A 22,307-nucleotide genomic window follows, 5' to 3' on the forward strand; every position below is an offset into this window, starting at 1 on the left:
TCTTGGTTCCTGGGGGCGTTTTTTTTTTCCCAGGGGGGAAAGGCCCCGCACCCGGGAAGCCGAAACGGATCGGTGGTGTCGTGTCACCGGTGGTCTCACCTGCGATCCCCACCGGCGATCCGGGGTCGTGTCCGAGGGTGGAGGGTCCCTCGATCAGCGTCCAGGACGACCGCCGCCCTGGATGACGCCGGCGTTGTAGGCCTTCACCACCGCGTCGGCCTCGGCCTGCGTGAGGGTGCCCGCCTTCACCGCGGCGTCGAGCTTCGTCTTCAGCGCGGTCAGACCTTCGGCCTTGTGGGCGGCCTGCACCGCCTCGATGGCGGCCGTCACCTTCGCCTCGCTCACGCCCAGCTCCTTGGCCAGGGCCGTCACGAAGGCCTTCTGCTGGGCGGTGCGGGCGGCCTCCCGATCGGCCTCGGTGGCGTCCTTGGACGGCTGGGTGCCCGAGTCGCGCACCGACTCCGACGCCGCCTTCACGGCCGCACTCACCTTCGACTCGTCGAGGCCGAGCTGCTTGGCCAGGGCGGCGCTGTCGGCCCCGGCGAACCCGCCACCGTGACCGCCGCGCGGCCCCCCGGGGCGATCCGGCTTCGCGGTGTCGGTGCCTGTCGTGGACGAACTCGTGGACGAACTCGAGGACGACGACGCCGACGGGGAAGCGGTGGTCGAGGGCGAGGGGTCGGCCATCGCGAACTGCGCGGCCCCCAGTCCGAGACCGGCGGTGCCGATCAGGGCGGCCGCGGTGATGGTTGCACGCTTGTTCATGGTGCTGAACCTTTCGTGTCTGCTCTGAGGCACGCCGCCGGTGGATCCGACGACGTCACCCATCGATCGATGTTGTTGCTGGGATGGGCATGGTCCATGGGAACCCGGCTGGCTGGGTCGGGGGTGTCAGGGGACTGTCAGCAGGCTGTGCATCGGGCGATACGCTCACAGGGTGAGCACCGCGAACGAGCCGATCCGCACCTGCGTGGGCTGCCGTCGCACCGCGCCGCAGCGCGAGCTGACCAGGTTTGTCGTGGTCGACGGGCGCGTCGTCCCCGATCCGGCTCGGCGACTCCCCGGACGAGGCAGCTGGCTGCACTCCGATCCGGCCTGCCTCGCCCTCGCCGTCAAGCGCGGGGCCTTCGCCCGCAGTCAGCGTCGGGCCGCGGATGCGACCGGGCTGGTGCTGCCGGCACAGGACGCCCCGGGAGCGGGAACCGGTTAGCGTCCCCGGTGCCAACTGGCTAGACTTGAGTCCGCGTGTCCGCTCGAACCTCGAGCGTGACCTTCCTTCCGCGCCTCCGCCGCAAGCGGGTGCCGCACTTCGGAAAGTGGGCTGACGCTCATGACCACTCGATGAGTACTCACCAATGAGCAAGCACGACAACTAGAGGTTCGGCCGAGTCGCGACCGGACCTGAAGGAGACAAGTGGCAAAGGTCCGCGTCTATGAGCTCGCCAAGGAGCTCGGACTCGAAAGCAAAGACGTTCTGTCGAAGCTGAATGACATGGGCGAGTTCGTCCGGTCGGCTTCGTCGACGATTGAACCGCCTGTGGTGCGCAAGCTGCGCGAGCAGGCCAAGTCCGGTGGCGGTGCCGCCGGTGACAAGCCGGCCGCCGACAGGCCCGCGGGTGGAGCACCGAAGCCCGGTGCAGCCCCCAAGCCGGCCGCTCGGCAGGAGACCGCGCGGACGACCTCGTCCCCGGCTCCGCAGGCAGCCCAGGAGCGCAGCCAGGCGCCTCGTCCGGGCACGGCAGCGCCGCGCCCCAGTGATGCCTCCGGCCAGGGTGCGGCAAACCAGAACGCCGCCGGAACCCAGAACAGCGGCGGAACCCAGAACAGCGGCGGAAACCAGCCCGGCTCCGGGCAGAACTCCGCGCCGGCTGGCCCTTCGGCACGCCCCGGTCAGGCCTCCTCGGCTCAGGGTCACTCGGCTCAGGGTCCCTCGGGTCAGCCAGGTCAGGCGCGTCCGTCGTCCGGCCCCCGCCCCGGTGCTCCTCGCCCCGGTCAGTCCGCCGCCGGCTCGGCTCCGCGCCCCGGTGGTCAGGCCCCCGCGGGCGCCCGCCCCGGCTCCCCGCGTCCGGGCCAGCCCGGCGCTCGTCCGGGTGCCCCCCGTCCGGGTGGCTCCGGTGGTCTGCCCTCCGGCCAGCCCGGTGCGCGCCGCACGACGGGCACACCCCGTCCCGGCAACAACCCGTTCGCCCCGTCGCAGGGCATGGGCACGGCCCGTCGTCGCCCCGAGGGCGCCCCTGCCCAGGGTCGTCCCGGTCAGGTGAGCCGTGAGGGTCGCCCCGCAGGCAGCCCGACCGGCATGCCTCGCCCCGGTGGCACCGGTGGTGTGCCCGGCATGCCCCGCCCCAACCCGGCGATGATGCCCAAGCAGCAGTCCAACCAGGTCGGCGCTCCGGCTCGTCCCGGCGGCCGTGGCCCCGGTGGCCCCCGTCGCGGTGGCCCCGGTGGTGGCCCCGGTCGCGGTCCCGGTGCCGGAGGCTTCGGCCCCGGCGCGGGTGCGCCCGCCGGCGGCGGTCGCGGTGGTCGCGGCGGTCGCGGTGGCTCCGGCACCCAGGGTGCCTTCGGTCGCGGCGGCGCCGGTGGTCGTCGTGGACGCAAGTCGAAGAAGCAGCGCAGGCAAGAGTTCGACCAGATGGAGGCGCCGCTGATCGGTGGCGTGCGCGTCAAGCAGGGTGACGGCTCGACCGTTCGCCTGCGCCGTGGCGCTTCGCTGACCGACCTCGCCGAGAAGATCGGTGTGGAGCCGGCATCGCTGGTGCAGGTGCTGTTCAACCTGGGCGAGATGGTGACCGCCACCCAGTCGGTCTCGGACGAGACCCTTGAGGTGCTCGGCGCCGAGTTGAACTACTCGATCCAGGTCGTCTCGCCCGAGGACGAGGACCGCGAGCTGCTCGAGAGCTTCGACCTCGAGTTCGGTGAGGACGAGGGCGACGAGTCTGATCTGGCCCCGCGCCCGCCGGCCGTCACCGTCATGGGTCACGTCGACCACGGCAAGACGCGCCTGCTGGACGCGCTGCGCAAGACCAATGTGGTCGCGGGCGAGGCCGGTGGCATCACCCAGGCGATCGGCGCCTACCAGGTCGAGACCGAGGTCGACGACCTGGAGCGCAAGATCACCTTCATCGACACCCCCGGTCACGAGGCGTTCACCGCCATGCGTGCCCGTGGTGCGAAGGCGACTGACATCGCGGTGCTCGTGGTGGCGGCCGACGACGGTGTGATGCCGCAGACGATCGAGGCGCTGAACCACGCCAAGGCGGCCGACGTGCCCGTCGTGGTGGCGGTCAACAAGATCGACAAGCCGACGGCCGATCCCGACAAGGTGCGCGGACAGCTCACCGAGTTCGGGCTGGTGCCCGAGGAGTACGGCGGCGACACCATGTTCGTCAACGTCTCCGCGGTCTCCGGTGAGGGTCTCGACCAGCTGCTCGAGGCCATCGTGCTGACCGCCGACGCCGCCCTCGACCTGCGCGCCAACCCCGACATGCCCGCCCAGGGTGTGGCCATCGAGGCCCACCTCGACAAGGGTCGTGGTGCCGTGGCGACCGTGCTCATCCAGCGCGGAACCCTGCGGATCGGTGACTCGATCGTGGCCGGTTCGGCCCACGGTCGCGTGCGTGCCCTGATCAACGACCGGGGCGAGACCGTCGACGAGGCTCCGCCCTCGATGCCGGTGCAGGTGCTGGGTCTGACCAGCGTGCCCGGTGCCGGCGACAACTTCCTGGTTGTCGAGGACGATCGCATGGCCCGCCAGATCGCCGACAAGCGTGAGGCGCGCATGCGTGCCGCCGCGCAGGCCGCCGGTTCGCGTCGCAAGACCCTCGACCAGCTGTTCGAGCAGCTCGAAAAGGGCGAGACGCAGGAGCTGCTGCTCATCCTCAAGGGCGACGGCGCTGGTTCGGTCGAGGCGTTGGAGGACGCCCTGTCGAAGATCGACGTCGGCGACGAGGTGTCGCTGCGGGTCATCGACCGCGGTGTCGGTGCCATCACCGAGACCAACGTCTCGCTGGCCGCGGCCTCGAAGGCCGTCATCATCGGCTTCAACGTGCGGCCCACCCCGCACGCCACGCAGATGGCGGACCGCGAGAACGTCGACATTCGCTACTACTCGGTCATCTACTCCGCGATCGACGAGATCGAGGCTGCTCTCAAGGGCATGCTCAAGCCGATCTACGAGGAGAAGACCCTGGGACAGGCGGAGATTCGCGAGATCTTCCGGTCGTCGAAGTTCGGCACCATCGCCGGCTGCATGGTGCTCTCGGGCCTCATGCGTCGCAATGCGAAGGCTCGCCTGCTGCGCGACGGAGTCGTGCTGGCCGACACCTCGATCGCGTCGCTGCGGCGCGAGAAGGACGACGCCACCGAGGTGCGCGAGGGTTACGAGTGTGGTCTCACGCTCGGCAACTACACCGACATCAAGCAGGGCGACATCATCGAGACCTACGAGATGGTCGAGAAGCCCCGCGACTGACCTCGCGACACACCATTCACCGGCAGCGGCGGAGCGCACCAGCGCTCCGCCGTTGCCACCCTCACGAAGGGACATCCCATGAGCAACCCCCGCGTGGCCAAGCTGGCCGACCAGATCAAGGTGGTCGTCGCCGAAACCCTGGAGCGCCGCATCAAGGACCCCCGTCTCGGGTTCCTGACCGTCACCGACGTGCGCCTCACGGGCGACAGCCGTGACGCCTCGATCTTCTACACCGTCTACGGGTCGGACGAGGAGCGTGCCGGGACCGCCGCCGCCCTCGAGTCGGCCAAGGGGCTGCTGCGCTCGACCGTGGGCAAGCGTCTCGGGCTGCGGTTCGCCCCCACCCTGACCTTCCACCTCGACGCCACCGAGGAGCAGGCCCGCTCCATCGAAGACCTGCTGGCCCGCGCCAAGCAGCGCGACGCCGAGTTGGCCGAGCAGGCCGCCTCCGCCGCGTACGCCGGTGACGCCGATCCCTACCGTCACGACGACGAGGACGAGGACCTGGACGAGGACGACGACCTGGACGGGGACGACCTGGACGACGAGGCGGACGAGACCCCGACCCGATGAGCGGGGAGGTCTCGTCCGGCATCGTGCTGGTCGACAAACCGCAGGGCTGGACGTCCCACCAGGCGGTGGGGCGGATGCGGCGGCTGCTGGGCACCCGCAAGGTCGGGCACGCCGGCACCCTCGACCCGATGGCGACCGGGCTGCTGATCATCGGCGTCAACCGGGCCACCCGACTGCTCGGGCACCTCGCCGGGCACGACAAGACCTATCTGGCCACCATTCGCCTGGGTCAGTCGTCCACCACGGACGACGCCGAGGGCGAGCTCTCGTCCGTTGTCGACGCCTCGGGGGTGACCGACGCCGCCGTTGAGGCCGGGATGCAGCGCCTGCGCGGCGCGATCGAGCAGGTGCCCTCCAGCGTGTCGGCCATCAAGGTGAACGGGCAGCGCGCCTATGCGTTGGTGCGCGGTGGCCAGGAGGTGGCCCTGCGGGCGCGTCCGGTCACCGTCAGCCGGTTCGACGTGCTGGCCCGCCGGGTCGTGGGGCAGTGGTGCGACCTCGACGTGGTGGTCGACTGCTCGTCGGGCACCTACATTCGGGCGCTGGCCCGCGACCTGGGGGCCGACCTGGGCGTTGGTGGCCACCTGACCGCGCTGCGCCGCACCCGCATCGGCGGCTTCGAGCTGCCGGACGGTTCAGACACGGGCGCCAGCGTCGACCTGACCGGCGAGTCGGTACCGACTCTGATGGAGATGGGTGAGGTCGGACGAACCGCCTTCGCCCACGTCGACCTCACTGCCGAACAGGCCACCGACGTGCGTTTCGGACGAGCCCTGCGGCTCGAGCTGACCACGTCGCCCACGGCACTGATCGACCCCGACGGTGACCTGCTGGCGCTGCACGAACCCGACCCCGAACGCCACGGGTGGACGAAGCCCGTCGCGGTGCTGGTGGGCTGACGCGGGTGGTCTGAGGCGAACTCAGGGCAGGCCGAGCAGGCGCGCTCCGGCGCAGGCCGCCGTGGCCAGCACGACGACCACCAGGAAGGGTGCGCGCAGCAGCAGTGCGACGACGCCCACCGCCAACGCGACCAGTCGGGCGTCCAGCACCAGCGAGGTGCCCGAGGTGGCCGTGTTGAGGGCGATCAGGCTGGCCAGCAGGCCGACGGTCATGCCGGTCATCACCGACGTGGTGCGCGGACCCTCCAACGTCTGGTGGGGCACCAGATGCCCGACGAACTTGGTCAGGTAGGCGACCAGACAGGCCAGCAGGATCCATCCCCACCAGGTCACGACGACACCTCCTGCTCATCGGAGAGACCTGCAGGCTTGGCGCTGACCCGCCCCGGGCGCACCCAAGACACGACGCCCGCGACGGCCGCCGCCACCAGCAACGGCACCCCGACCGGGAGTACGGGTACCAGCAGCAAGGTCACCACCGCCGAGGCGATGGCGATGGCCACCGCCTGACGCTGGCGCAGCCGTGGCCACAACAGGCCCATGAAGGCGGCGACCGCGGCCCCGTCGAGGCCCCAGCGCTTCGGATCGAGGGCCTCACCGAGCAGGGCGCCGACCAGGGTCATGGTCGTCCAACCCACCCAGATTCCGAGGCCCGCGGTCCAGAACCCGCGGCGCTGCTCGGCCGGGGTGTCCTGGCCCAGTGCGGTGGCCGTCGACTCGTCGATGGTGACGTGGGCCGCCAACGGACGAAGCTTCGCCGGGAAGCGCAGGAGCGCGTTCATCTCGGCTCCGTAGACGGCATTGCGCAGGCCGAGCAGGGCGGCAGCGCCGAGGGCGGTGGGCCCGCCGCCCGCCATCGCCCCCACGAAGGCGAACTGCGATCCGCCGGTGAACATCACGGCACTCAGCACCAGGGCCTGCAGCACCGAGAGTCCCGAGGCGGTCGCGAGCGCGCCGAACGAGATGCCGTACAGCGAGACGGCGAGGGTGATGCCGAGTCCGGCGCGGACTGCCGGGGTGAGGCGTGACATGGCTCGTCCACTCTAGGGGTGTCTAGACTCGTGGCCGTGCAGATTCCAGCCGGTCAGGCGACCATCGAGCGACCCCGCACCGTGGTGGTCATCGGCAACTTCGACGGCGTGCACCGTGGGCACCGTGAACTGCTCGCGCACGCCCAGGCGCAGGAACCCGATCTGCGGCTGGTGGCGGTCACGTTCTGGCCCCACCCGCAGGCCGTGATTCGTCCGGGTTCCGAGCCGGAACTGTTGATGGGCCTCGACGATCGGATCCGCCTGCTGAAGCAGGCCGGGGCGTCGGAGGTGCGGGTGGTCTCGTTCACCCGCGACGTCATGGGGTGGTCGCCCGAACAGTTCGTCGACAACGTGCTGGAGCCGCTCAACCCGGCCGTGGTGGTGGTGGGCACCAACTTCACCTTCGGCACCCGGGCCTCGGGAACCGTGCAGACCCTGGCCGATCTGGGGCGCCGCGAGGGCGGCTGCGGGTTCCGGGTGGTGCCCCTGACGCTCGTCGAGACCGATGCCCAGGTGACCTGTTCGACCACGATTCGCGACGCCATTGCCGTCGGCGACGTCGAGGCGGCCGGTGACCATCTCGGACGACCCCACCGCTACGTCGGCACCGTGGTGATGGGGCACCAGCGTGGTCGTGAACTCGGCTTTCCGACGGCCAACCTGCCGGTGCAGGCGGGTCATCTGGCGCCCGCTGACGGGGTCTACGCCGGCTGGTTGACCCGACTGGACGAGCCCGACGCCCCGCGCCTGCCGGCCGCCATCTCGGTGGGCACCAACCCCACCTTCGACGACGTGCCCGACCGGGTGGTGGAGGCCTACGTGCTCGACCGCACCGACCTGGAGTTGTACGGGGTGCGGGTGGCCGTGGAGTTCGTGGCCAGGCTGCGCGGGAACGTGAAGTTCACCGGGCTGGAGGCATTGATCGAACAGATCGGTGCCGATGTGGAGCAGGCGCGCGGGGTGCTCGGGCTCTCGTCCTGAGGACTGGGCCGCTGGCCAGCGCGTCGTGCCTCGGGCGGCGTACGTCAGCGGATCGTCAGCGACTTGCGGTAGACGGCGTAGTAGTTGCTCACCTGGCTGGGGTGGGAGACCTGCTCGGCATCGGGATCCTCCACGAACTTGTGGTCGCCGGTCGCCGAGTAGCCCAGATCGATGGCCAGCGGGATCGCCTTCTCGTTGTTCGGGTCGATGGCCATGAAGCAGGCGACGTGACCCTTGGCGCGGGCCTCGTCCTCGAGGAACCCGGTGAGCTTGTAGCCCAGACCCATGCGCCGGAAACCGGGCTGCACCCACAGCAGCTTGACCTCGGGCTGCAGGTCGGACTCGCGCAGGTCGAGCACTCCGGATCCCTGCACCACGTCATCGACCAGGGCAACGGCGAAAATCGCATCGCCAGCCACCTGACCGGCGAACACGTCCTCGGTGAGCGCCAGCTCGGGACGGGTCTCCATCGCCTTCAGCGCATCGAGGTCGGCCTCGGTGACGGCGCGGATGAGGATCGTGGGGTCGGCCATGGATGCTCCTTCTGGGTCGTGGGGCGGGCTGGGCCCCCTCAGTCAATCACGGGCGGTTGATCAGCGGGAGGGGGTCATGGCAAAGCATGGGGAAGCTCACAGCATCCTCCAAGGTTCGAAGGTTCGCCGGAGGGAGCTCGTCGACGGGAGCATTTCGTCTGGGACGGGTTCAGCGGGTAGTGTTGTCCCTCGGCGTGGAACGCCCGCGGATCGAGAGAGTCGCCCAACCGGGAACGACACCGCGCATCGGACGGAAGGAGAGCACCACCAGATGGATGCTGACACCAAGAAGAAGATCATCGAAGAGTACGCGACCGCCCCTGGCGACACCGGTTCTCCCGACGTTCAGATCGCGCTGCTCACCAAGCGCATCGCGCACCTGACGGAGCACCTGAAGGAGCACAAGGGCGATCACCACAGCCGTCGTGGGCTGCTGCTGATGGTCGGCCAGCGCCGCCGTCTGCTCAACTACGTGGCCAAGCAGGACGTCGAGCACTACCGCGAGCTGATCGCGCGTCTCGGCCTGCGTCGGTGATCTGACCGGCATTCCACGCCCCGGTTCCCTGATGGGAGCCGGGGCGTTGTCGTGTCGGGGCGGCGCCAGCCCCACCCCACCTCCGGGCAGCCGCCACCCGCCATCACCCCGCCCCGCCAAACCCGACTTGGCTTCAGTTGCTGCCCTTGGCTTCGTCCCAGAACCGAAGCTGAGTGCACCAACTGAAGCCAGGTCGTCGTCCGGAGGGGCGGGCGGGCCGGTGGTGCACGCGTTGAGTGTTGTCCGAGTGTTGTCCGTGCACCCGAACGTGTGCCGTGCTGGACGATCGCGTGGTCGGCTCGAACCCATGAACCCGGACGAACCGAAGCGGTGGCCTCCGCTGATGCCCGACGGGACCCTCGTGGGGTCCGCCGACCTGCTCTCCCTGGGGTGGAGCCGGCGATCCATCGAACGAGGGCTTCGCGACGGCCGATTGGTGCGCGCCCGTCGTGGTCGCTACCTCCTCACTCCGGACGACGCGCGCCTCGACCCGCGCAAGCTGGTGTGGGCGAACCTTCCTGAGATCGGGCCGGGCACCGTGTTCTCCCACCTGTCGGCGGCCGTGATGTGGGGCATCCCCCTGTGGCGGCTGAACCATGGCCGCCGGGTGTGGGTGACCCGGGCCGACTCGACCCGGGGCAACATCCGCGGCCCGGTGCATGCGCACAACTGTCCCTGGTCGCCCGCCGAGGTCACCGAGCTCGACGGCGTTCCGCTGACCACGATGACGCGCACGGCGGTCGACCTCGGCCGAGCCTTCGGAGCCGATGTCGGCATCGTGGCCTGCGACTGGGTGCGAAGGCAGGGGGTCAGCGCCGAGGAGTTGAACGAGGTGCTCGCTCGTCACCGGCGGCGTCCCGGCGTGGTCGCCGCCCGACTGGCCGCGACCCAGGCCAGCCCGCTGGCCGAGAGCCCTGCTGAATCGGTGTCGAGGCTGCGGATGTTCCAGCTCGGATTGCCCCGGCCCGCCGAGCAGGTGGAGGTGCGGACGCCCTGGGGCCAGTTGGTGGGTCGCGGCGACTTCGGCTGGGAGGAGGAGCGGCTGTTGGGGGAGTGCGACGGCCGCACCAAGTACGACCACCCCGATGGCGGACGAGCGAGTGACGCCGTGGTCGCCGAGCGGTGGCGCGCCGCACGCCTGGCGTCGCATGGGTGGGCGCTCGTCCGCTGGATGCCCGATGACCTGCAACGCCCCGAGACGTTCCGTCGCACGATCGAGGCAGCACTGGCCGAGGCTCGCCGTCGGGCCGCCTGACAGCGACCTGGCTTCAGTTCATGCACATGGCTTCGCTCCAGAACTGAAGCCATGTGCACCACCTGAAGCCAGGTCGGGTGGGGGCGGGGGCCAAATGTCGGGGATCCCGCTAGACTGGATCACGGTTCACATGGGTGAACCCTGCCTCGCAGCTCGAGAACACGGTCTGGTCCTCGGTAGTGACCTTCGGGTGTGAATCCCCGCGGGTCTCGATCGAAGACCGGCTGGTCCGCGAGTGGCGCACCCGCAGATCGTCCGACCTCACCGTGACCCAGCCCGGGTCGGCGGCGGCCGCGACGGTCGTGCAGACGACGGTGCGCCCGCGAGAGCCGCATCATCCAACAATGAGAGGAATCCCGTGGAGGGTCCTGACATTCAGTTCGCCGAGGCCGTGATCGACAACGGCACGTTCGGCAAGCACATCGTTCGTTTCGAGTCCGGCCTGTTGGCCAAGCAGGCCGACGGCGCCGCCGTGGTCTACATCGACGACGACACCATGCTCTTCTCGGCGACCACCGCCGCGAAGACTCCCCGCGACTCCATCGACTTCTTCCCGCTGACGGTTGACGTCGAGGAGCGCATGTACGCCGCGGGTCGCATCCCCGGCTCGTTCTTCCGCCGCGAGGGTCGCCCCTCCGAGGGCGCCATCCTCACCTGCCGCCTGATCGACCGGCCGCTTCGTCCGTCGTTCGTGAAGGGCCTGCGCAACGAGGTGCAGGTCGTCGTCACGGTGATGGCTCTCAACCCCAACGTGCTCTACGACGTGGTGGCCATCAACGCCGCCTCGATGTCGACCCAGCTCGCCGGGCTGCCCTTCTCGGGCCCCATCGGCGGCGTGCGCGTTGCCCTGATCGACGGCCAGTGGGTCGCGTTCCCGACCGTCGAGCAGCTCGAGGGAGCCGTCTTCGACATGGTCGTGGCCGGCCGCGTGCTGCCCGACGGTGACGTCGCCATCATGATGGTCGAGGCCGAGTCGACCGAGATCACCTTCGACCAGGTGCGCGCCGGCGCCCAGGCCCCGACCGAAGAGGTCGTCGGCGAGGGCCTCGAGGCGTCCAAGCGGTTCATCAAGGCCCTGTGCGATGCGCAGGCCGAGCTGGCCGCGAAGCTGCCGAAGGAGACCTTCGACTTCCCCGTCTTCGCCGAGTACGGCGACGACGTCTACGCCGAGGTCGAGAGCCGTGGCGCCGCCAAGCTGGCCGAGATCATGCAGATCGCCGGCAAGCAGGAGCGCGACGACGCCAGCCACGAGCTGCGCAAGTCCATCACCGATGAGATCGCCGGCCAGTTCGAGGGGCGCGAGGGTGAGATCTCGGCCGCCTTCAAGTCGCTGACCAAGAAGATCGTGCGTCGTCGCACCCTGACCGACGGCGTGCGCATCGACGGCCGCGGTGTCGAAGACATCCGCACCCTGTCGGCCGAGGTCGGCGTGATCCCGCGCGTGCACGGCTCGGCGCTGTTCCAGCGTGGCGAGACCCAGATCCTGGGTGTCTCCACCCTGAACATGCTGGGTCTCGAGCAGAAGCTCGACACCCTGGCGCCCGAGAGCACCAAGCGCTACATGCACCACTACAACTTCCCGCCCTACTCGACCGGTGAGACCGGCCGCGTCGGGTCACCGAAGCGTCGCGAGATCGGTCACGGCGCCCTGGCCGAGCGTGCGCTCGTGCCGGTGCTGCCCAGCCGCGAGGAGTTCCCCTACGCCATCCGTCAGGTCTCGGAGGCGTTGGGCTCCAACGGATCCACCTCGATGGGTTCGGTCTGCGCGTCGACCCTGTCACTGCTGAACGCCGGTGTGCCCCTCAAGGCTCCGGTCGCCGGCATCGCCATGGGCCTGATGAGCGAGGAGCTCGACGGCAAGACCCACTACGTCGCGCTGACCGACATCCTGGGAGCCGAGGACGCCCTCGGTGACATGGACTTCAAGGTCGCCGGTACCGCCGACTTCGTGACCGCGCTGCAGCTCGACACCAAGCTCGACGGCATCCCTGCCGACGAGCTGGCGAAGGCCATGCTGCAGGCCCGTCGTGCCCGCCACACGCTGCTCGAGGTGATGGCCGAGGCCATCGACACTCCCGACGACATGTCGCCCTACGCGCCGCGGATCATCACCCTGAAGATCCCCGTCGACAAGATCGGTGAGGTCATCGGCCCCAAGGGCAAGATGATCAACCAGATCCAGGAAGACACCGGCGCCCAGATCACGATCGAGGACGACGGCACCATCTACGTGGGTGCCGAGTCGGGCGAGGCCGCCGAGGCCGCTCGTTCGACCATCAACGCGATCGCCAACCCCACCATGCCCGAGAAGGGCGAGCGTTACCTGGGCACCGTCGTCAAGACCACGGCCTTCGGCGCGTTCGTTTCGCTGCTCCCGGGCAAGGACGGCCTGCTGCACATCTCGAAGATGCGCGAGCTCGCCGGTGGCAAGCGCGTCGAGAACGTCGAGGAGGTGGTCTCGGTCGGGCAGAAGCTGCAGGTCGAGATCAACGAGATCGACGATCGCGGCAAGCTGTCGCTGATCCCCGTGATCGAGGGCAAGGACGAGGACGCCGCTCCCGCCGAGCAGTGATCTGAGCCCGCGCGGTTCGACCCCGGACGCCGACCGTTCCCTGGTGGAATGGTCGGCGTCCGTGCTTTCCGGGCGGACGACCACCGGGGCAGCGCGGGCTCGGGTGGGGCGCAACGCCCCGGTAGGCTGACGCCATGACTCGAGTGGCGGTGTTCGGAGCGAACGGCAAGATGGGCGCCGAGGTGTGCCGGGCGGTGGAACGGGCAGGTCACGAGCTGGTTGCCCGGATCGACGTGGGCGATGACCTGTCGGCGGCCGAGGGCGCCGAGGTGGTGGTCGACTTCACCCACCCCGATGCCGTCATGGGCAACCTCAAGTTCTGCATCGACCACGGCATTCACGCCGTCGTGGGCACCACGGGTTTCACCGCCGACCGGCTCGCGACCCTGCGCGAGTGGCTCGGGGACGAACCCACCACCGGCGTCCTGGTGGCCGCCAACTTCTCGATCGGTGCTGTGCTGATGATGGCCATGTCGAAGAAGGCTGCGCCGTTCTACGAGTCGGTCGAGGTGATCGAGCTGCACCACCCGAACAAGGCCGACGCGCCCTCGGGCACGGCCACCGTCACCGCGCGCGGCATCGCCGAGGCCCGCCGCGAGGCCGGGCTCGACCCGGTGCCCGACGCCACCGCCCACGAGATCGACGGGGCCCGCGGTGCCGACGTCGACGGGGTGCAGGTGCACAGCGTTCGACTGCGCGGGCTGGTGGCCCACCAGGAGGTGCTGTTCGGCGCCGAGGGCGAGACGCTCACGATTCGGCACGACTCGCTCGACCGGGTCTCGTTCATGCCCGGAGTGATCGCGGCCGTCGAGGCGGTCGGCGATCGTCCGGGTCTCACCGAGGGCATCGAATCGGTGCTCGGGCTCGACTGACCGTGGCCAGGGGTTCACGCGGGGGCGGCTGCCTCAAGATCACCGCGCTCGGTCTCGTGCTGCTGGTGGTGCTCGGCCTGCTGGCCGGCACCGTTGGCGACCGCTTCCTGCGCGGCGAGATCGAGGGGCGCGTCGCGTCCGCCATGACGACGCAGTTGGGCGGGACGACCACGGTCACCATCGACGACCGCTCGGTGCTGGTGGGGTTGGCCCGCAACCGGTTCACGCGGATCTCGGGGCGGGCGCCGAGCGCTCGGTTCAGCCAGGGATCCGGCGACCAGGCCACCACGCTCGCCGTCAGCGACCTGACCTTCACCGCCACCGGGGTGGGCAATCTGCGGGGGAGTGGCCCCTACAGCGTCGACCATCTGACCGCGGGGGCGACGCTCACCTATGCCGAACTCAGCCGACTGGCCGGCACGAAGGTGACCTCGGCCGGGGGTGACCGGGTGAAGATCACGCAGACGGCCTCCGTGTGGGGGGCCAGTGTGTCGATCGAGGTCACGGCTCGACCCGGCGTCGGGTCCGACGGTGCACTGACGCTGGACGACCCACAGGCCTCGGTCTCGGGCGTCGAGGTGCCGCAGACGCTCCTGCGACCGCTGCTGAAGCGGATCACGGATCGGGCGGAACTTCCCGCGGTGCAGGGACTCGGCTACGACTCGCTGACGGCCTCGGAGCGGGGGATCGTGGTCGCCCTCAGCGGCGACAACGTGTCGATCGCCCGCTGATTCGAGGATGCGCAGGGCCGTGGTCTCGACACGGTCGCTTCGCTCCCTACTCGACCGACGGAGCGCGCAGTGCCGTGGGCTCGAGAGACCTCAGGACTCGGGCGAGATGTCGGTGCGCAGTCGCACCTGCTTGACCCGCACCACGCCGTCGTCCGTGCCGACCTCCTGGTGGGCGCCGTCGGCCCCCCACCCGGTGCCCACGAGCAGGGCGCGAAAGTCGTCATCGGTCGAGCGCACCCAGCAGGTCGCGGCCAGGTAGCCGTCGGCCTTCATGGTGTCGACGGCGGCGTTCAGCAGGCGCGAGGTGTGCCCTCGTCCGCGGGCCAGGGGGTCGACGCGGAAGTACGACAGTTCGGAATCCTGCGGGCCGGCGTCGGCATCCTGGGAGGGCCCGACCACGGCGAACCCCACCACCCGGCTGGCCAGCTGGGTCTCGTTCTCGTTGCCCGTCGGACGAGGCGCCCCCTCGGGCTCGGTGGCCACCAGCACCCGCATGTGCGCCAGCGGAGGCCGGGTGATCGAGGCATGCCAGATCTCGGCCATCTGGTCGAGCGTGGTCTCGGGCAGGAAGCGCTGCATCAGCGGATCGTCCGACCATTCGCGCCGCTGGATCTCGGCCAGCTGCCACGCCTCGACCGGCATCGCCAGCCGCACTCCGGGAGCCACCTGGGGGCTCTGTCCTGAGTTCACCAGCGGCAGCTCACGCGTCATGGGGGTGAGAATAGTCAGCCCGGCTCGCTAGGGTGGAATCGTGACTGGTTCCCCTCTGCGTACACCGCCCAAGCTCGCCCGCGACACGCTGCGGGTCACTCCGCTCGGTGGTCTCGGCGATGTGGGCCGCAACATGGCCACCCTGGAACTGAACGGCAAGCTGCTGCTGATCGACTGCGGCGTGCTCTTCCCCGAGGACCACCATCCCGGTGTCGACCTCATCCTGCCGGGGCTCGACGCCATCGCCGACCGCATGGACGACATCGCTGCCCTGGTGCTGACCCACGGCCACGAAGACCACATCGGCGCCGTTCCCTACCTGTTGCGTCGCCGCCCCGACATTCCCATCTACGCGTCGAAGCTGACGCTGGCCTTCGTCGAGTCGAAGATTCGCGAGCACCGCATCAAGAATCCGAACCTCAACATCGTGGCCGAGGGCGACCGGGTCAAGGTCGACGGTTTCGACCTCGAGTTCATCGCCGTCAACCACTCGATCCCCGATGCCATGGGCGTCTTCGTGCGCACCAGCGCCGGCACCGTGCTGCACACCGGCGACTTCAAGATGGACCAGTTGCCCCTCGACGGGCGGATCACCGACCTGCGGGCGTTCGCGCGACTCGGCGCCGAGGGTGTCGACCTGTTCATGTGCGACTCGACCAACGCCGAGGTGCCGGGTTTCGTGCCCAGCGAGCGCGAGATCGAGCCGGCCATCGCGCGCGTCTTCGCCCAGTCGAAGCAGAAGCTGATCGTCGCCTGCTTCGCCAGTCACGTGCACCGCGTTCAGCAGGTGCTCGACCTGGCGGTGCAGCACGGCCGCAAGGTCGTCTACGTCGGCCGTTCGATGGTGCGCAACATGCAGGTCGCCCGCGACCTCGGTTACCTGAAGGTTCCCGAGAACACCCTGGTCGACCTCAAGGACATCGAGCACCTGCCCGACGACAAGGTCGTGATCATCTCCACCGGGTCGCAGGGTGAGCCCCTGTCGGCACTGGCCCGCATCGCCAACCGCGAGCACCCGGTCGTCTCGCTCGGCCCCGGCGACACCGTGCTGCTGGCCTCGTCCCTGATTCCCGGCAACGAGAACGCCGTCTACCGCGTGATCAACGGGCTCACCCGGTTGGGCGCCAACGTCGTCCACAAGGGCAATGCGCTCGTGCACGTCTCGGGCCACGCGGCGGCCGGCGAGTTGCTGTACTGCTACAACATCCTCAAGCCCCGCAACGTGATGCCGGTGCACGGCGAGGTGCGTCACCTGGTCGCCAACGCGGCCCTGGCCATGAAGACGGGCCTCTCGTCCAAGAACGTGATCATCACCGAGGACGGTGGCGTGGTCGATCTCGCCAACCACCAGGCCCGCCTGGTCGGCAAGATCGATGCCTCCTACATCTTCGTCGACGGCTCGAGCGTGGGTGACATCACCGAGTCGCAGCTGACCGACCGGCGCATCCTCGGCGAGGAGGGGTTCATCTCGATCGTCGCCGCCGTCAACCTGCACGACCGGTCGCTGGTCTCGGGCCCCGAAATCACGGCGCGTGGGTTCGCCGAGGACGTTGACTTCGACACCGTCACCGAAGAGGTGCGCGCCGTGCTGCTGCGTGGCCTCAAGGACGGTGCCGAGGATGCCTACCAGCTGCAGCAGCAGGTGCGTCGGGTGATGGGGCGCTGGGTGAACCAGAAGCACCGCCGGCGCCCCATGATCGTCCCGGTGGTCGTCGCGATCTGATTTTGGACGAATCGCCCGTCTCGGCTACTCTTGACAGGTTGCTGCGCGCCGATCGGTGCCAGCCACTCACTCTCGCGCCTCAGGGCGCATCACCATCTACTGAGGAGATTCCCATGGCTGCCGTGTGCGACATCTGCGCCAAGGGCCCGAGCTTCGGACACAACGTGCCCTGGTCGAAGAAGAAGACCAACCGTCGTTGGAACCCGAACATTCAGCGCGTCCGCGCTGTCGTCGAGGGCACCCCGAAGCGCCTCAACGCCTGCACCGCCTGCATCAAGTCCGGCAAGGTCACCCGCTGACCCTGTCGCTCTCGAGCTGAGCGTCGACGTTCACGAAGGCCCGTCCCCGACCGGGGGCGGGCCTTCGTCGTCCCTCCACGTCGGTCGGGCAGCCGGCCACCGAGTCGTGGGCAGGAAACCTGTCGGTGCGGCCCGCTACCCTCACCTGTGTGACTCGTTGGCAGACCACCACCTTCGCGCGGCTCAACCAGCCCGTCGCGAAGTTGCTCGGTGAGAAGACCGCGAAATCCTTCGCTCCGTTGAAGGTGCGCACCGTCGGCGACCTGCTGCGTCACGTGCCCCGGCGTTACCTGTTGGGCACCGAGAACTCCGACCTGCGCAACCTGCCCGTCGGCGAAGAGGTCGCGATCATCGCCGAGGTGGCCAAGGTGTCCGACACCCTGGGTCACCCCCCGCGGCAACGCATCGAGGCCACCCTCACCGATGGCACCGGACGGGTCACGGCCACGTTCTTCGGCAAGGCCCACCACTGTGCCTACTGGCAGAAGAACCTGCGCGCCGCCTCCAAGGGCATCTTCGTGGGCAAGGTGACCACGTTCAACGGTGCCCTGCAGCTCACCCACCCCACGTTCGTGATGTTCGACTCCTCGGGCAAGGTCGTCGGCAAGGCCGAGCAGGCCGCCCAGATCGCCGACCAGGTCACCCGGTCGGGCCTGGTGGGCCTGTACCCGGCCACCGCGAAGCTGCCCACCTGGACGATCTCGGCCACCATCGACCTGGCTCTCGACGCGGTCGGTGAGCTGGCCGAACCACTGCCCGAGTGGGTGCTCGACGAGGTCGACCTGCCCACCTTCAACGATGCCTACCTCGGCGTGCACCGGGCCGCCACCAAGGACGAGGCCGCCAAGGCCCTCGAACGCCTGCAGTTCGACGAGGCGCTGGGGCTGCAGTTGACGATGGCCCGGCGTCGCGCCGACGCCACCCACCTGCGGGCACCGGAGCTGACCGCCAGCACTGCGCACGGACGAGCCCAGGCCTCGCTGCTGGCCGCCTTCGACCGGCGGCTGCCGTTCACGCTCACCGAGGGGCAGGCCCGGGTGTCGGAGGAGATCTTCGCCGACCTGGCCAGGCCGCACCCCATGCAGCGGCTGCTGCAGGGAGAGGTGGGTTCCGGCAAGACGTTGGTCGCCCTGCGCGCCATGCTGCGCGCCGTCGACAACGGCCGGCAGGCCGCACTGCTGGCCCCCACCGAGGTGCTCGCAGCCCAGCACCACGCCACCATCACCTCATTGCTGGGCGAGTTGGGGCAGGGCCGCGTGCTGGGAGCCCCGGACGAGGCCACCGAGGTGGTGCTGATGACCGGGTCGCAGTCGGCCGCCGAACGCAAGCATGCGCTGTTCGCGGCCGCGAGCGGTCAGGCGGGCATCGTCATCGGCACCCACGCCTTGCTGGCCGACACGGTGCAGTTCGCCGACCTCGGGCTCGTGGTGGTCGACGAACAGCACCGCTTCGGAGTGGAACAACGCGCGGCCCTCAACCAGAAGGCCCAGCAGGGTCTCGACCCCGTCACCCCACACGTGCTGGTGATGACCGCCACCCCGATCCCACGGTCGGTGGCGATGACCGTGTTCGGCGACCTCGAGACCTCGCTGCTCACCGAGATTCCGGCCGGCCGCAGTGACGTGCAGACCACCGTCGTCGACGCCGCGGCGAACCCGTCCTGGGTCGAGCGGGCCTGGCAGCGGGTGAGCGAAGAGGTCGCCGCAGGCCGGCAGGCCTTCATCGTGTGTTCGGCCATCAGTCCCACCCAGGTCGAGGACTGGCCCGTGGCCCTTCGCCCCGAGGACGAGGTGCCACCGCCGCAGCAGCCGGTCTCGGTCGAGGAACTGTTCGCCGAGCTCAATGACGGCGCGCTCGCCGGCGTGCGGGTCGGCAAGCTGCACGGCCGCATGCCACCGGCCGAGAAGGCCGAGGTGATGGCCGCCTTCGCCGCCGGCGAGATCGACGTGCTGGTCTCGACCACGGTCGTCGAGGTCGGCGTCGACGTGCCCAATGCCTCGGTGATGGTGATCATGGACGCCGATCGGTTCGGGGTCAGTCAACTGCACCAGTTGCGCGGTCGGGTCGGACGAGGCAGCCACGCCGGTCTCTGTCTGCTGCTCACCCACGCCGGCCCGGGCACCCCGGCGCGGGCTCGTCTCGAGGTCGTCGCCCGCAACCGTGACGGCTTCATGCTGGCCGAGGCCGACCTCGCCGCCCGCCGTGAGGGCAACGTGCTCGGCGCCACCCAGTCCGGCAGCCGATCGACGCTGCGACTCATCCGCGTGCTCGAGCACGCCGACCTCATCGTCACCTGCCGCGACATCGCCGAACGTTTGGTGGCCGAGGACCCCGACGGGCGTGACCCGCATCTGGCCGACATCGTCACCCAGGTCGAGCTCGACGCCGCCGGCGAGTGGTTGGAGCGGGCATGAGTCGCATCATCGCCGGCCGCGCCGGTGGCCGCAGGTTGCAGACCCCGGCGGGGGACAGGACTCGTCCGACCACCGACCGGGTGCGGGAGGCGTTCTTCTCGTCGCTGGCCGCGTGGAACGGGTCGGGTGACGGCTCCGCCGACACGCATCTGACGGGACTGAGCTTCCTCGACCTGTTCGCCGGGTCGGGGGGAGTGGGCCTCGAGGCGGCCAGTCGCGGGGCGGGCCCGGTCGTCATGGTCGAGGCGGACGCCCGCACCGCCCAGCTGATCACCCGCAATGCGGCCGACACCGGCCTCGAGGCGACGGTGCGGTCGGCCAAGGTCGAGACTTTCCTCGCCGGGGCGGCTCCGAACCAGCGGTTCGACGTTGTCTGGGCCGACCCTCCTTACGCGTTCTCGTCCGAGGCCCTGGAGGGGCTGCTTGCGGTGGTGCGCGACCGCTGGGTGCTGCCGAACGGCGTCATCGTGGTGGAGCGCGACACCCGGTCGCGGCTGCCCGAGGTCGGGGGCTGCGAGATATGGACGAGGCCGTACGGTGAGACCACACTGGTCTGGATCGCGCCGATCGAGCCCGACCCCCCAGCTGAATCCGACCCGCCACCTGGACCTGACCCCTTGGAGCGCCCATGAAGGCCGTCTGCCCCGGCACGTTCGACCCCATCACCCTGGGCCACGTCGACATCATCCGTCGTGCGGCAGCCCTGTTCGACGAGGTGGTGGTGGCGGTGGGCACCAACTCCACCAAGACGCCGGTGTTCAGTCTGGACGAGCGGCTGCAGCTGTGCCGCGACGCGGTCGCCGACCTCGACCACGTCACGGTCGAGATGATCGACGGCCTGCTGGTCGACTTCTGCCGCGATCACGAGGCGCCGGTGGTGGTGAAGGGGCTCAGGTTCGGCACCGACTTCGACTACGAGCTGCAGATGCACCACGTCAACCACACCGTCGGCGGCATCGAGACGGTGCTGCTGCCGGGCGGGCGCGAGTACGGCACCATGTCGTCGACGCTGATCCGCAACGTCGCCTCGTTCGGGGGTGACGTGTCGATGTTCCTGAGTCCCGAGGTGAACGAGGCCCTCGTCCGCCGCATGGACGAACGCCGCGCCGACCGCACCCAGCTTGCTTCCGAGCAGGCGCCGTGAGCGCGGTCGCCGGTTTGGTCACGGCGGTCCCAGCCGGTAGTGTTGTCCTTCGGTCATCGACACCGTCGTGCTGCCATGAGGAGGTTCTGTCGTGAGCTCCCTGCCGCGTTCCCTGGATGCCCGTTCACCGTTGGTCCTTGAGGTCCACGAGTTGAGCAGGCAAGCCGGAACGATGAAGGAGATCTCGCGCACGGTTCCGGCTCCGGCGGAGTTGGGGGTGGAGATGATGCGGGTACCCGTGGATTCCCCGATCGCACTCGACGTCAGGCTCGAGTCCGTGATCGAGGGCATCTGGGTTTCCGGAACCGCTGACGTCGAGTTGGTCGGTGAATGCGCGCGGTGCCTCACTCCGCTGGAGGACGAGGCGTCCTTCACTCTGGAGGAACTGTTCGTGCACGCCGGTCGCGCGGCCGAAGAGGATGCCAGTTTCGTGGTCGATGAACGGATCGATCTCGAACCGGTGCTCCGGGATGCCGTGGTGCTCGACCTTCCGTTCACCCCGCTGTGTCGGGAGGATTGCGCAGGGCTGTGCACCATCTGCGGTGCCAACCTGAACGACGATCCCGACCACACGCATGGAGAGCAGATCGACCCCCGTTGGTCGAAGCTGCTCGACGCTGACAGCGACAACTGAGTTTCGACCGACGTCCGGCACCCCGCCGGGTGATTCCTGAGGAGAAGACCCGTGGCAGTTCCCAAGCGGAAGATGTCCCGCAGCAACACGCGTCACCGCCGTTCGCAGTGGAAGGCCGCTGCGGTCAACGTGGTGACCTGTGTCAACCCGGCGTGCCGTCAGCCCCACCTGCAGCACACCGCTTGCCCCGCGTGCGGCCAGTACGGCCCCAAGGGTGAGCGCCGCCAGGTTCTCGAGGCCTGAGCGCACCAGCGGTGACGAGCCGCTTCACCGATCTGCTCCAGGAGCTGGGCGTCCCGATGGACGCTCAGCTCTTTGAGCTTGCCCTGACCCATCGGTCGTGGGCCTACGAGCACGGCGGGGTCGCCAACAACGAGCGCCTCGAGTTCTTGGGTGACGCCGTGCTCGGCGTGGTCGTCACCGAGCACCTCTACGAGGCGTACCCGGACGAGCCCGAGGGCCGCTTGGCGAAGATTCGTGCTGCCACGGTGAATGCCAACACGCTCGCCGATGTGGCCCGCGAGTTGGAACTGGGCGCGTTGATCAAGCTCGGCAAGGGCGAGATCGCCACCGGCGGGCACGACAAGACGTCGATCCTCGCCGACACCATGGAGGCCCTGATCGGCGCCGCCCGCCTGTCGGGCACCCGCGAGAGCGCGGAGACGCTCGTCCGGCACCTCTTCGTGCCCATCACCACCCAGGCGAGCACGCTCGGCGCCGGCCTGGACTGGAAGACCTCCCTGCAGGAACTCGCGGCCAAGGACGGCTGGACCGTGCAGTACGCCGTCACGGAGTCCGGGCCCGACCACGACCGCCGCTACGAGGCCGCGGCCGTGATCAACGACGTCACTCATCCGTCGGCCCAGGGACGCTCGAAGCGCGAGGCCGAAATCGGCGCCGCCCGTCTGGCCTACCAGGCCCTCTCGGGCTGA

23 protein-coding genes are annotated in these 22,307 nt (G+C 69.5%); 18 read left to right on the top strand and 5 right to left on the bottom strand.

Annotated features, from left to right (window positions below):
* Positions 1-153: 153 nt before the first annotated feature.
* A complete protein-coding gene (locus ACSDQ9_RS11710; protein WP_435147220.1) occupies positions 154-765 on the bottom strand; it encodes a hypothetical protein in 612 nt (203 codons plus the stop codon).
* A 172-nt stretch (positions 766-937) separates the two neighbouring features.
* Here ACSDQ9_RS11710 and ACSDQ9_RS11715 point away from each other — a divergent pair, with 172 nt between their 5' ends.
* From ACSDQ9_RS11715 to truB, 4 genes are all read left to right on the top strand, one after another.
* Entirely contained in the window at positions 938-1,210 is a 273-nt protein-coding gene (locus tag ACSDQ9_RS11715; protein WP_435147222.1) for a YlxR family protein, read from the top strand.
* A gap of 264 nt (positions 1,211-1,474) precedes the next feature.
* Positions 1,475-4,468 carry a translation initiation factor IF-2 gene (gene infB, locus ACSDQ9_RS11720; RefSeq protein ID WP_435147380.1) on the top strand — a complete coding sequence of 998 codons (2,994 nt, stop codon included), beginning with the start codon at positions 1,475-1,477 and terminating at the stop codon, positions 4,466-4,468.
* Between the two features lie 78 nt (positions 4,469-4,546).
* Entirely contained in the window at positions 4,547-5,041 is a 495-nt protein-coding gene (rbfA, locus tag ACSDQ9_RS11725; RefSeq protein WP_435147224.1) for a 30S ribosome-binding factor RbfA, read from the top strand.
* Entirely contained in the window at positions 5,038-5,940 is a 903-nt protein-coding gene (truB, locus tag ACSDQ9_RS11730; protein ID WP_435147227.1) for a tRNA pseudouridine(55) synthase TruB, read from the top strand. The genes rbfA and truB overlap by 4 nt, the downstream gene beginning before the upstream one ends.
* A 21-nt stretch (positions 5,941-5,961) precedes the next feature.
* On the opposite strand, the gene ACSDQ9_RS11735 is transcribed toward truB, so the two are convergent.
* Positions 5,962-6,273, bottom strand: coding sequence for an AzlD domain-containing protein (locus ACSDQ9_RS11735; protein ID WP_435147229.1), 312 nt, complete (start codon positions 6,271-6,273; stop codon positions 5,962-5,964).
* Entirely contained in the window at positions 6,270-6,971 is a 702-nt protein-coding gene (locus ACSDQ9_RS11740) for an AzlC family ABC transporter permease (RefSeq protein WP_435147230.1), read from the bottom strand. Before ACSDQ9_RS11740 ends, ACSDQ9_RS11735 begins: the two co-directional genes overlap by 4 nt.
* Before the next feature lie 36 nt (positions 6,972-7,007).
* On the opposite strand from ACSDQ9_RS11740, the gene ACSDQ9_RS11745 reads away from it, so the two are divergent.
* A complete protein-coding gene (locus ACSDQ9_RS11745; RefSeq protein ID WP_435147232.1) occupies positions 7,008-7,952 on the top strand; it encodes a bifunctional riboflavin kinase/FAD synthetase in 945 nt (314 codons plus the stop codon).
* A 44-nt stretch (positions 7,953-7,996) separates the two neighbouring features.
* Here the strand turns inward: ACSDQ9_RS11745 and ACSDQ9_RS11750 are convergent, their stop codons facing one another.
* The gene (locus ACSDQ9_RS11750; protein WP_435147234.1) at positions 7,997-8,485 is read right to left on the bottom strand and encodes a GNAT family N-acetyltransferase; all 489 of its coding nucleotides are present in this window, start codon (positions 8,483-8,485) and stop codon (positions 7,997-7,999) included.
* 271 nt (positions 8,486-8,756) lie between these two features.
* Between ACSDQ9_RS11750 and rpsO the strand changes: the two genes are divergently transcribed.
* The 5 genes from rpsO to ACSDQ9_RS11775 all read left to right on the top strand — a co-directional run bounded on the left by rpsO (position 8,757) and on the right by ACSDQ9_RS11775 (position 14,450).
* Positions 8,757-9,020, top strand: a complete 264-nt coding sequence (rpsO, locus tag ACSDQ9_RS11755) for a 30S ribosomal protein S15 (RefSeq protein WP_435147236.1) — start codon at positions 8,757-8,759, stop codon at positions 9,018-9,020.
* Between the two features lie 343 nt (positions 9,021-9,363).
* Positions 9,364-10,275 carry a hypothetical protein gene (locus ACSDQ9_RS11760; RefSeq protein WP_435147239.1) on the top strand — a complete coding sequence of 304 codons (912 nt, stop codon included), beginning with the start codon at positions 9,364-9,366 and terminating at the stop codon, positions 10,273-10,275.
* Positions 10,276-10,633: 358 nt separating this feature from the next.
* Entirely contained in the window at positions 10,634-12,847 is a 2,214-nt protein-coding gene (locus tag ACSDQ9_RS11765; protein ID WP_435147241.1) for a polyribonucleotide nucleotidyltransferase, read from the top strand.
* Positions 12,848-12,981: 134 nt separating this feature from the next.
* On the top strand, positions 12,982-13,719 hold the full coding sequence (dapB, locus tag ACSDQ9_RS11770) for a 4-hydroxy-tetrahydrodipicolinate reductase (RefSeq protein WP_435147244.1): 738 nt from the start codon (positions 12,982-12,984) through the stop codon (positions 13,717-13,719).
* A 2-nt stretch (positions 13,720-13,721) separates the two neighbouring features.
* Positions 13,722-14,450, top strand: a complete 729-nt coding sequence (locus ACSDQ9_RS11775; protein ID WP_435147246.1) for an LmeA family phospholipid-binding protein — start codon at positions 13,722-13,724, stop codon at positions 14,448-14,450.
* 90 nt (positions 14,451-14,540) lie between these two features.
* Here ACSDQ9_RS11775 and ACSDQ9_RS11780 read toward each other — a convergent pair whose 3' ends face one another.
* Complete coding sequence (locus tag ACSDQ9_RS11780; protein ID WP_435147248.1) at positions 14,541-15,161, bottom strand: GNAT family N-acetyltransferase; 621 nt, start codon at positions 15,159-15,161, stop codon at positions 14,541-14,543.
* Positions 15,162-15,201: 40 nt separating this feature from the next.
* Here ACSDQ9_RS11780 and ACSDQ9_RS11785 point away from each other — a divergent pair, with 40 nt between their 5' ends.
* From ACSDQ9_RS11785 to rnc, 8 genes are all read left to right on the top strand, one after another.
* Positions 15,202-16,884: a ribonuclease J gene (locus ACSDQ9_RS11785; protein ID WP_435147249.1), complete on the top strand. Its 1,683-nt coding sequence runs from the start codon at positions 15,202-15,204 to the stop codon at positions 16,882-16,884.
* Positions 16,885-16,997: 113 nt separating this feature from the next.
* On the top strand, positions 16,998-17,183 hold the full coding sequence (gene rpmB / locus ACSDQ9_RS11790; RefSeq protein WP_435147251.1) for a 50S ribosomal protein L28: 186 nt from the start codon (positions 16,998-17,000) through the stop codon (positions 17,181-17,183).
* 149 nt (positions 17,184-17,332) lie between these two features.
* Positions 17,333-19,597: an ATP-dependent DNA helicase RecG gene (locus ACSDQ9_RS11795; protein ID WP_435147253.1), complete on the top strand. Its 2,265-nt coding sequence runs from the start codon at positions 17,333-17,335 to the stop codon at positions 19,595-19,597.
* Positions 19,594-20,229, top strand: a complete 636-nt coding sequence (gene rsmD, locus ACSDQ9_RS11800) for a 16S rRNA (guanine(966)-N(2))-methyltransferase RsmD (protein ID WP_435147256.1) — start codon at positions 19,594-19,596, stop codon at positions 20,227-20,229. Before ACSDQ9_RS11795 ends, rsmD begins: the two co-directional genes overlap by 4 nt.
* On the top strand, positions 20,226-20,741 hold the full coding sequence (gene coaD / locus ACSDQ9_RS11805) for a pantetheine-phosphate adenylyltransferase (RefSeq protein WP_435147259.1): 516 nt from the start codon (positions 20,226-20,228) through the stop codon (positions 20,739-20,741). The genes rsmD and coaD overlap by 4 nt, the downstream gene beginning before the upstream one ends.
* A gap of 91 nt (positions 20,742-20,832) precedes the next feature.
* Positions 20,833-21,375: a YceD family protein gene (locus ACSDQ9_RS11810; protein ID WP_435147262.1), complete on the top strand. Its 543-nt coding sequence runs from the start codon at positions 20,833-20,835 to the stop codon at positions 21,373-21,375.
* Between the two features lie 51 nt (positions 21,376-21,426).
* Positions 21,427-21,618, top strand: a complete 192-nt coding sequence (gene rpmF / locus ACSDQ9_RS11815; protein ID WP_026377862.1) for a 50S ribosomal protein L32 — start codon at positions 21,427-21,429, stop codon at positions 21,616-21,618.
* Positions 21,619-21,674: 56 nt separating this feature from the next.
* Entirely contained in the window at positions 21,675-22,307 is a 633-nt protein-coding gene (gene rnc / locus ACSDQ9_RS11820) for a ribonuclease III (RefSeq protein WP_435147265.1), read from the top strand.

The sequence above is a fragment of the Aestuariimicrobium soli genome, assembly GCF_051192575.1.
In the GTDB taxonomy this organism is placed as follows: Bacteria; Actinomycetota; Actinomycetes; order Propionibacteriales; family Propionibacteriaceae; genus Aestuariimicrobium; species Aestuariimicrobium soli.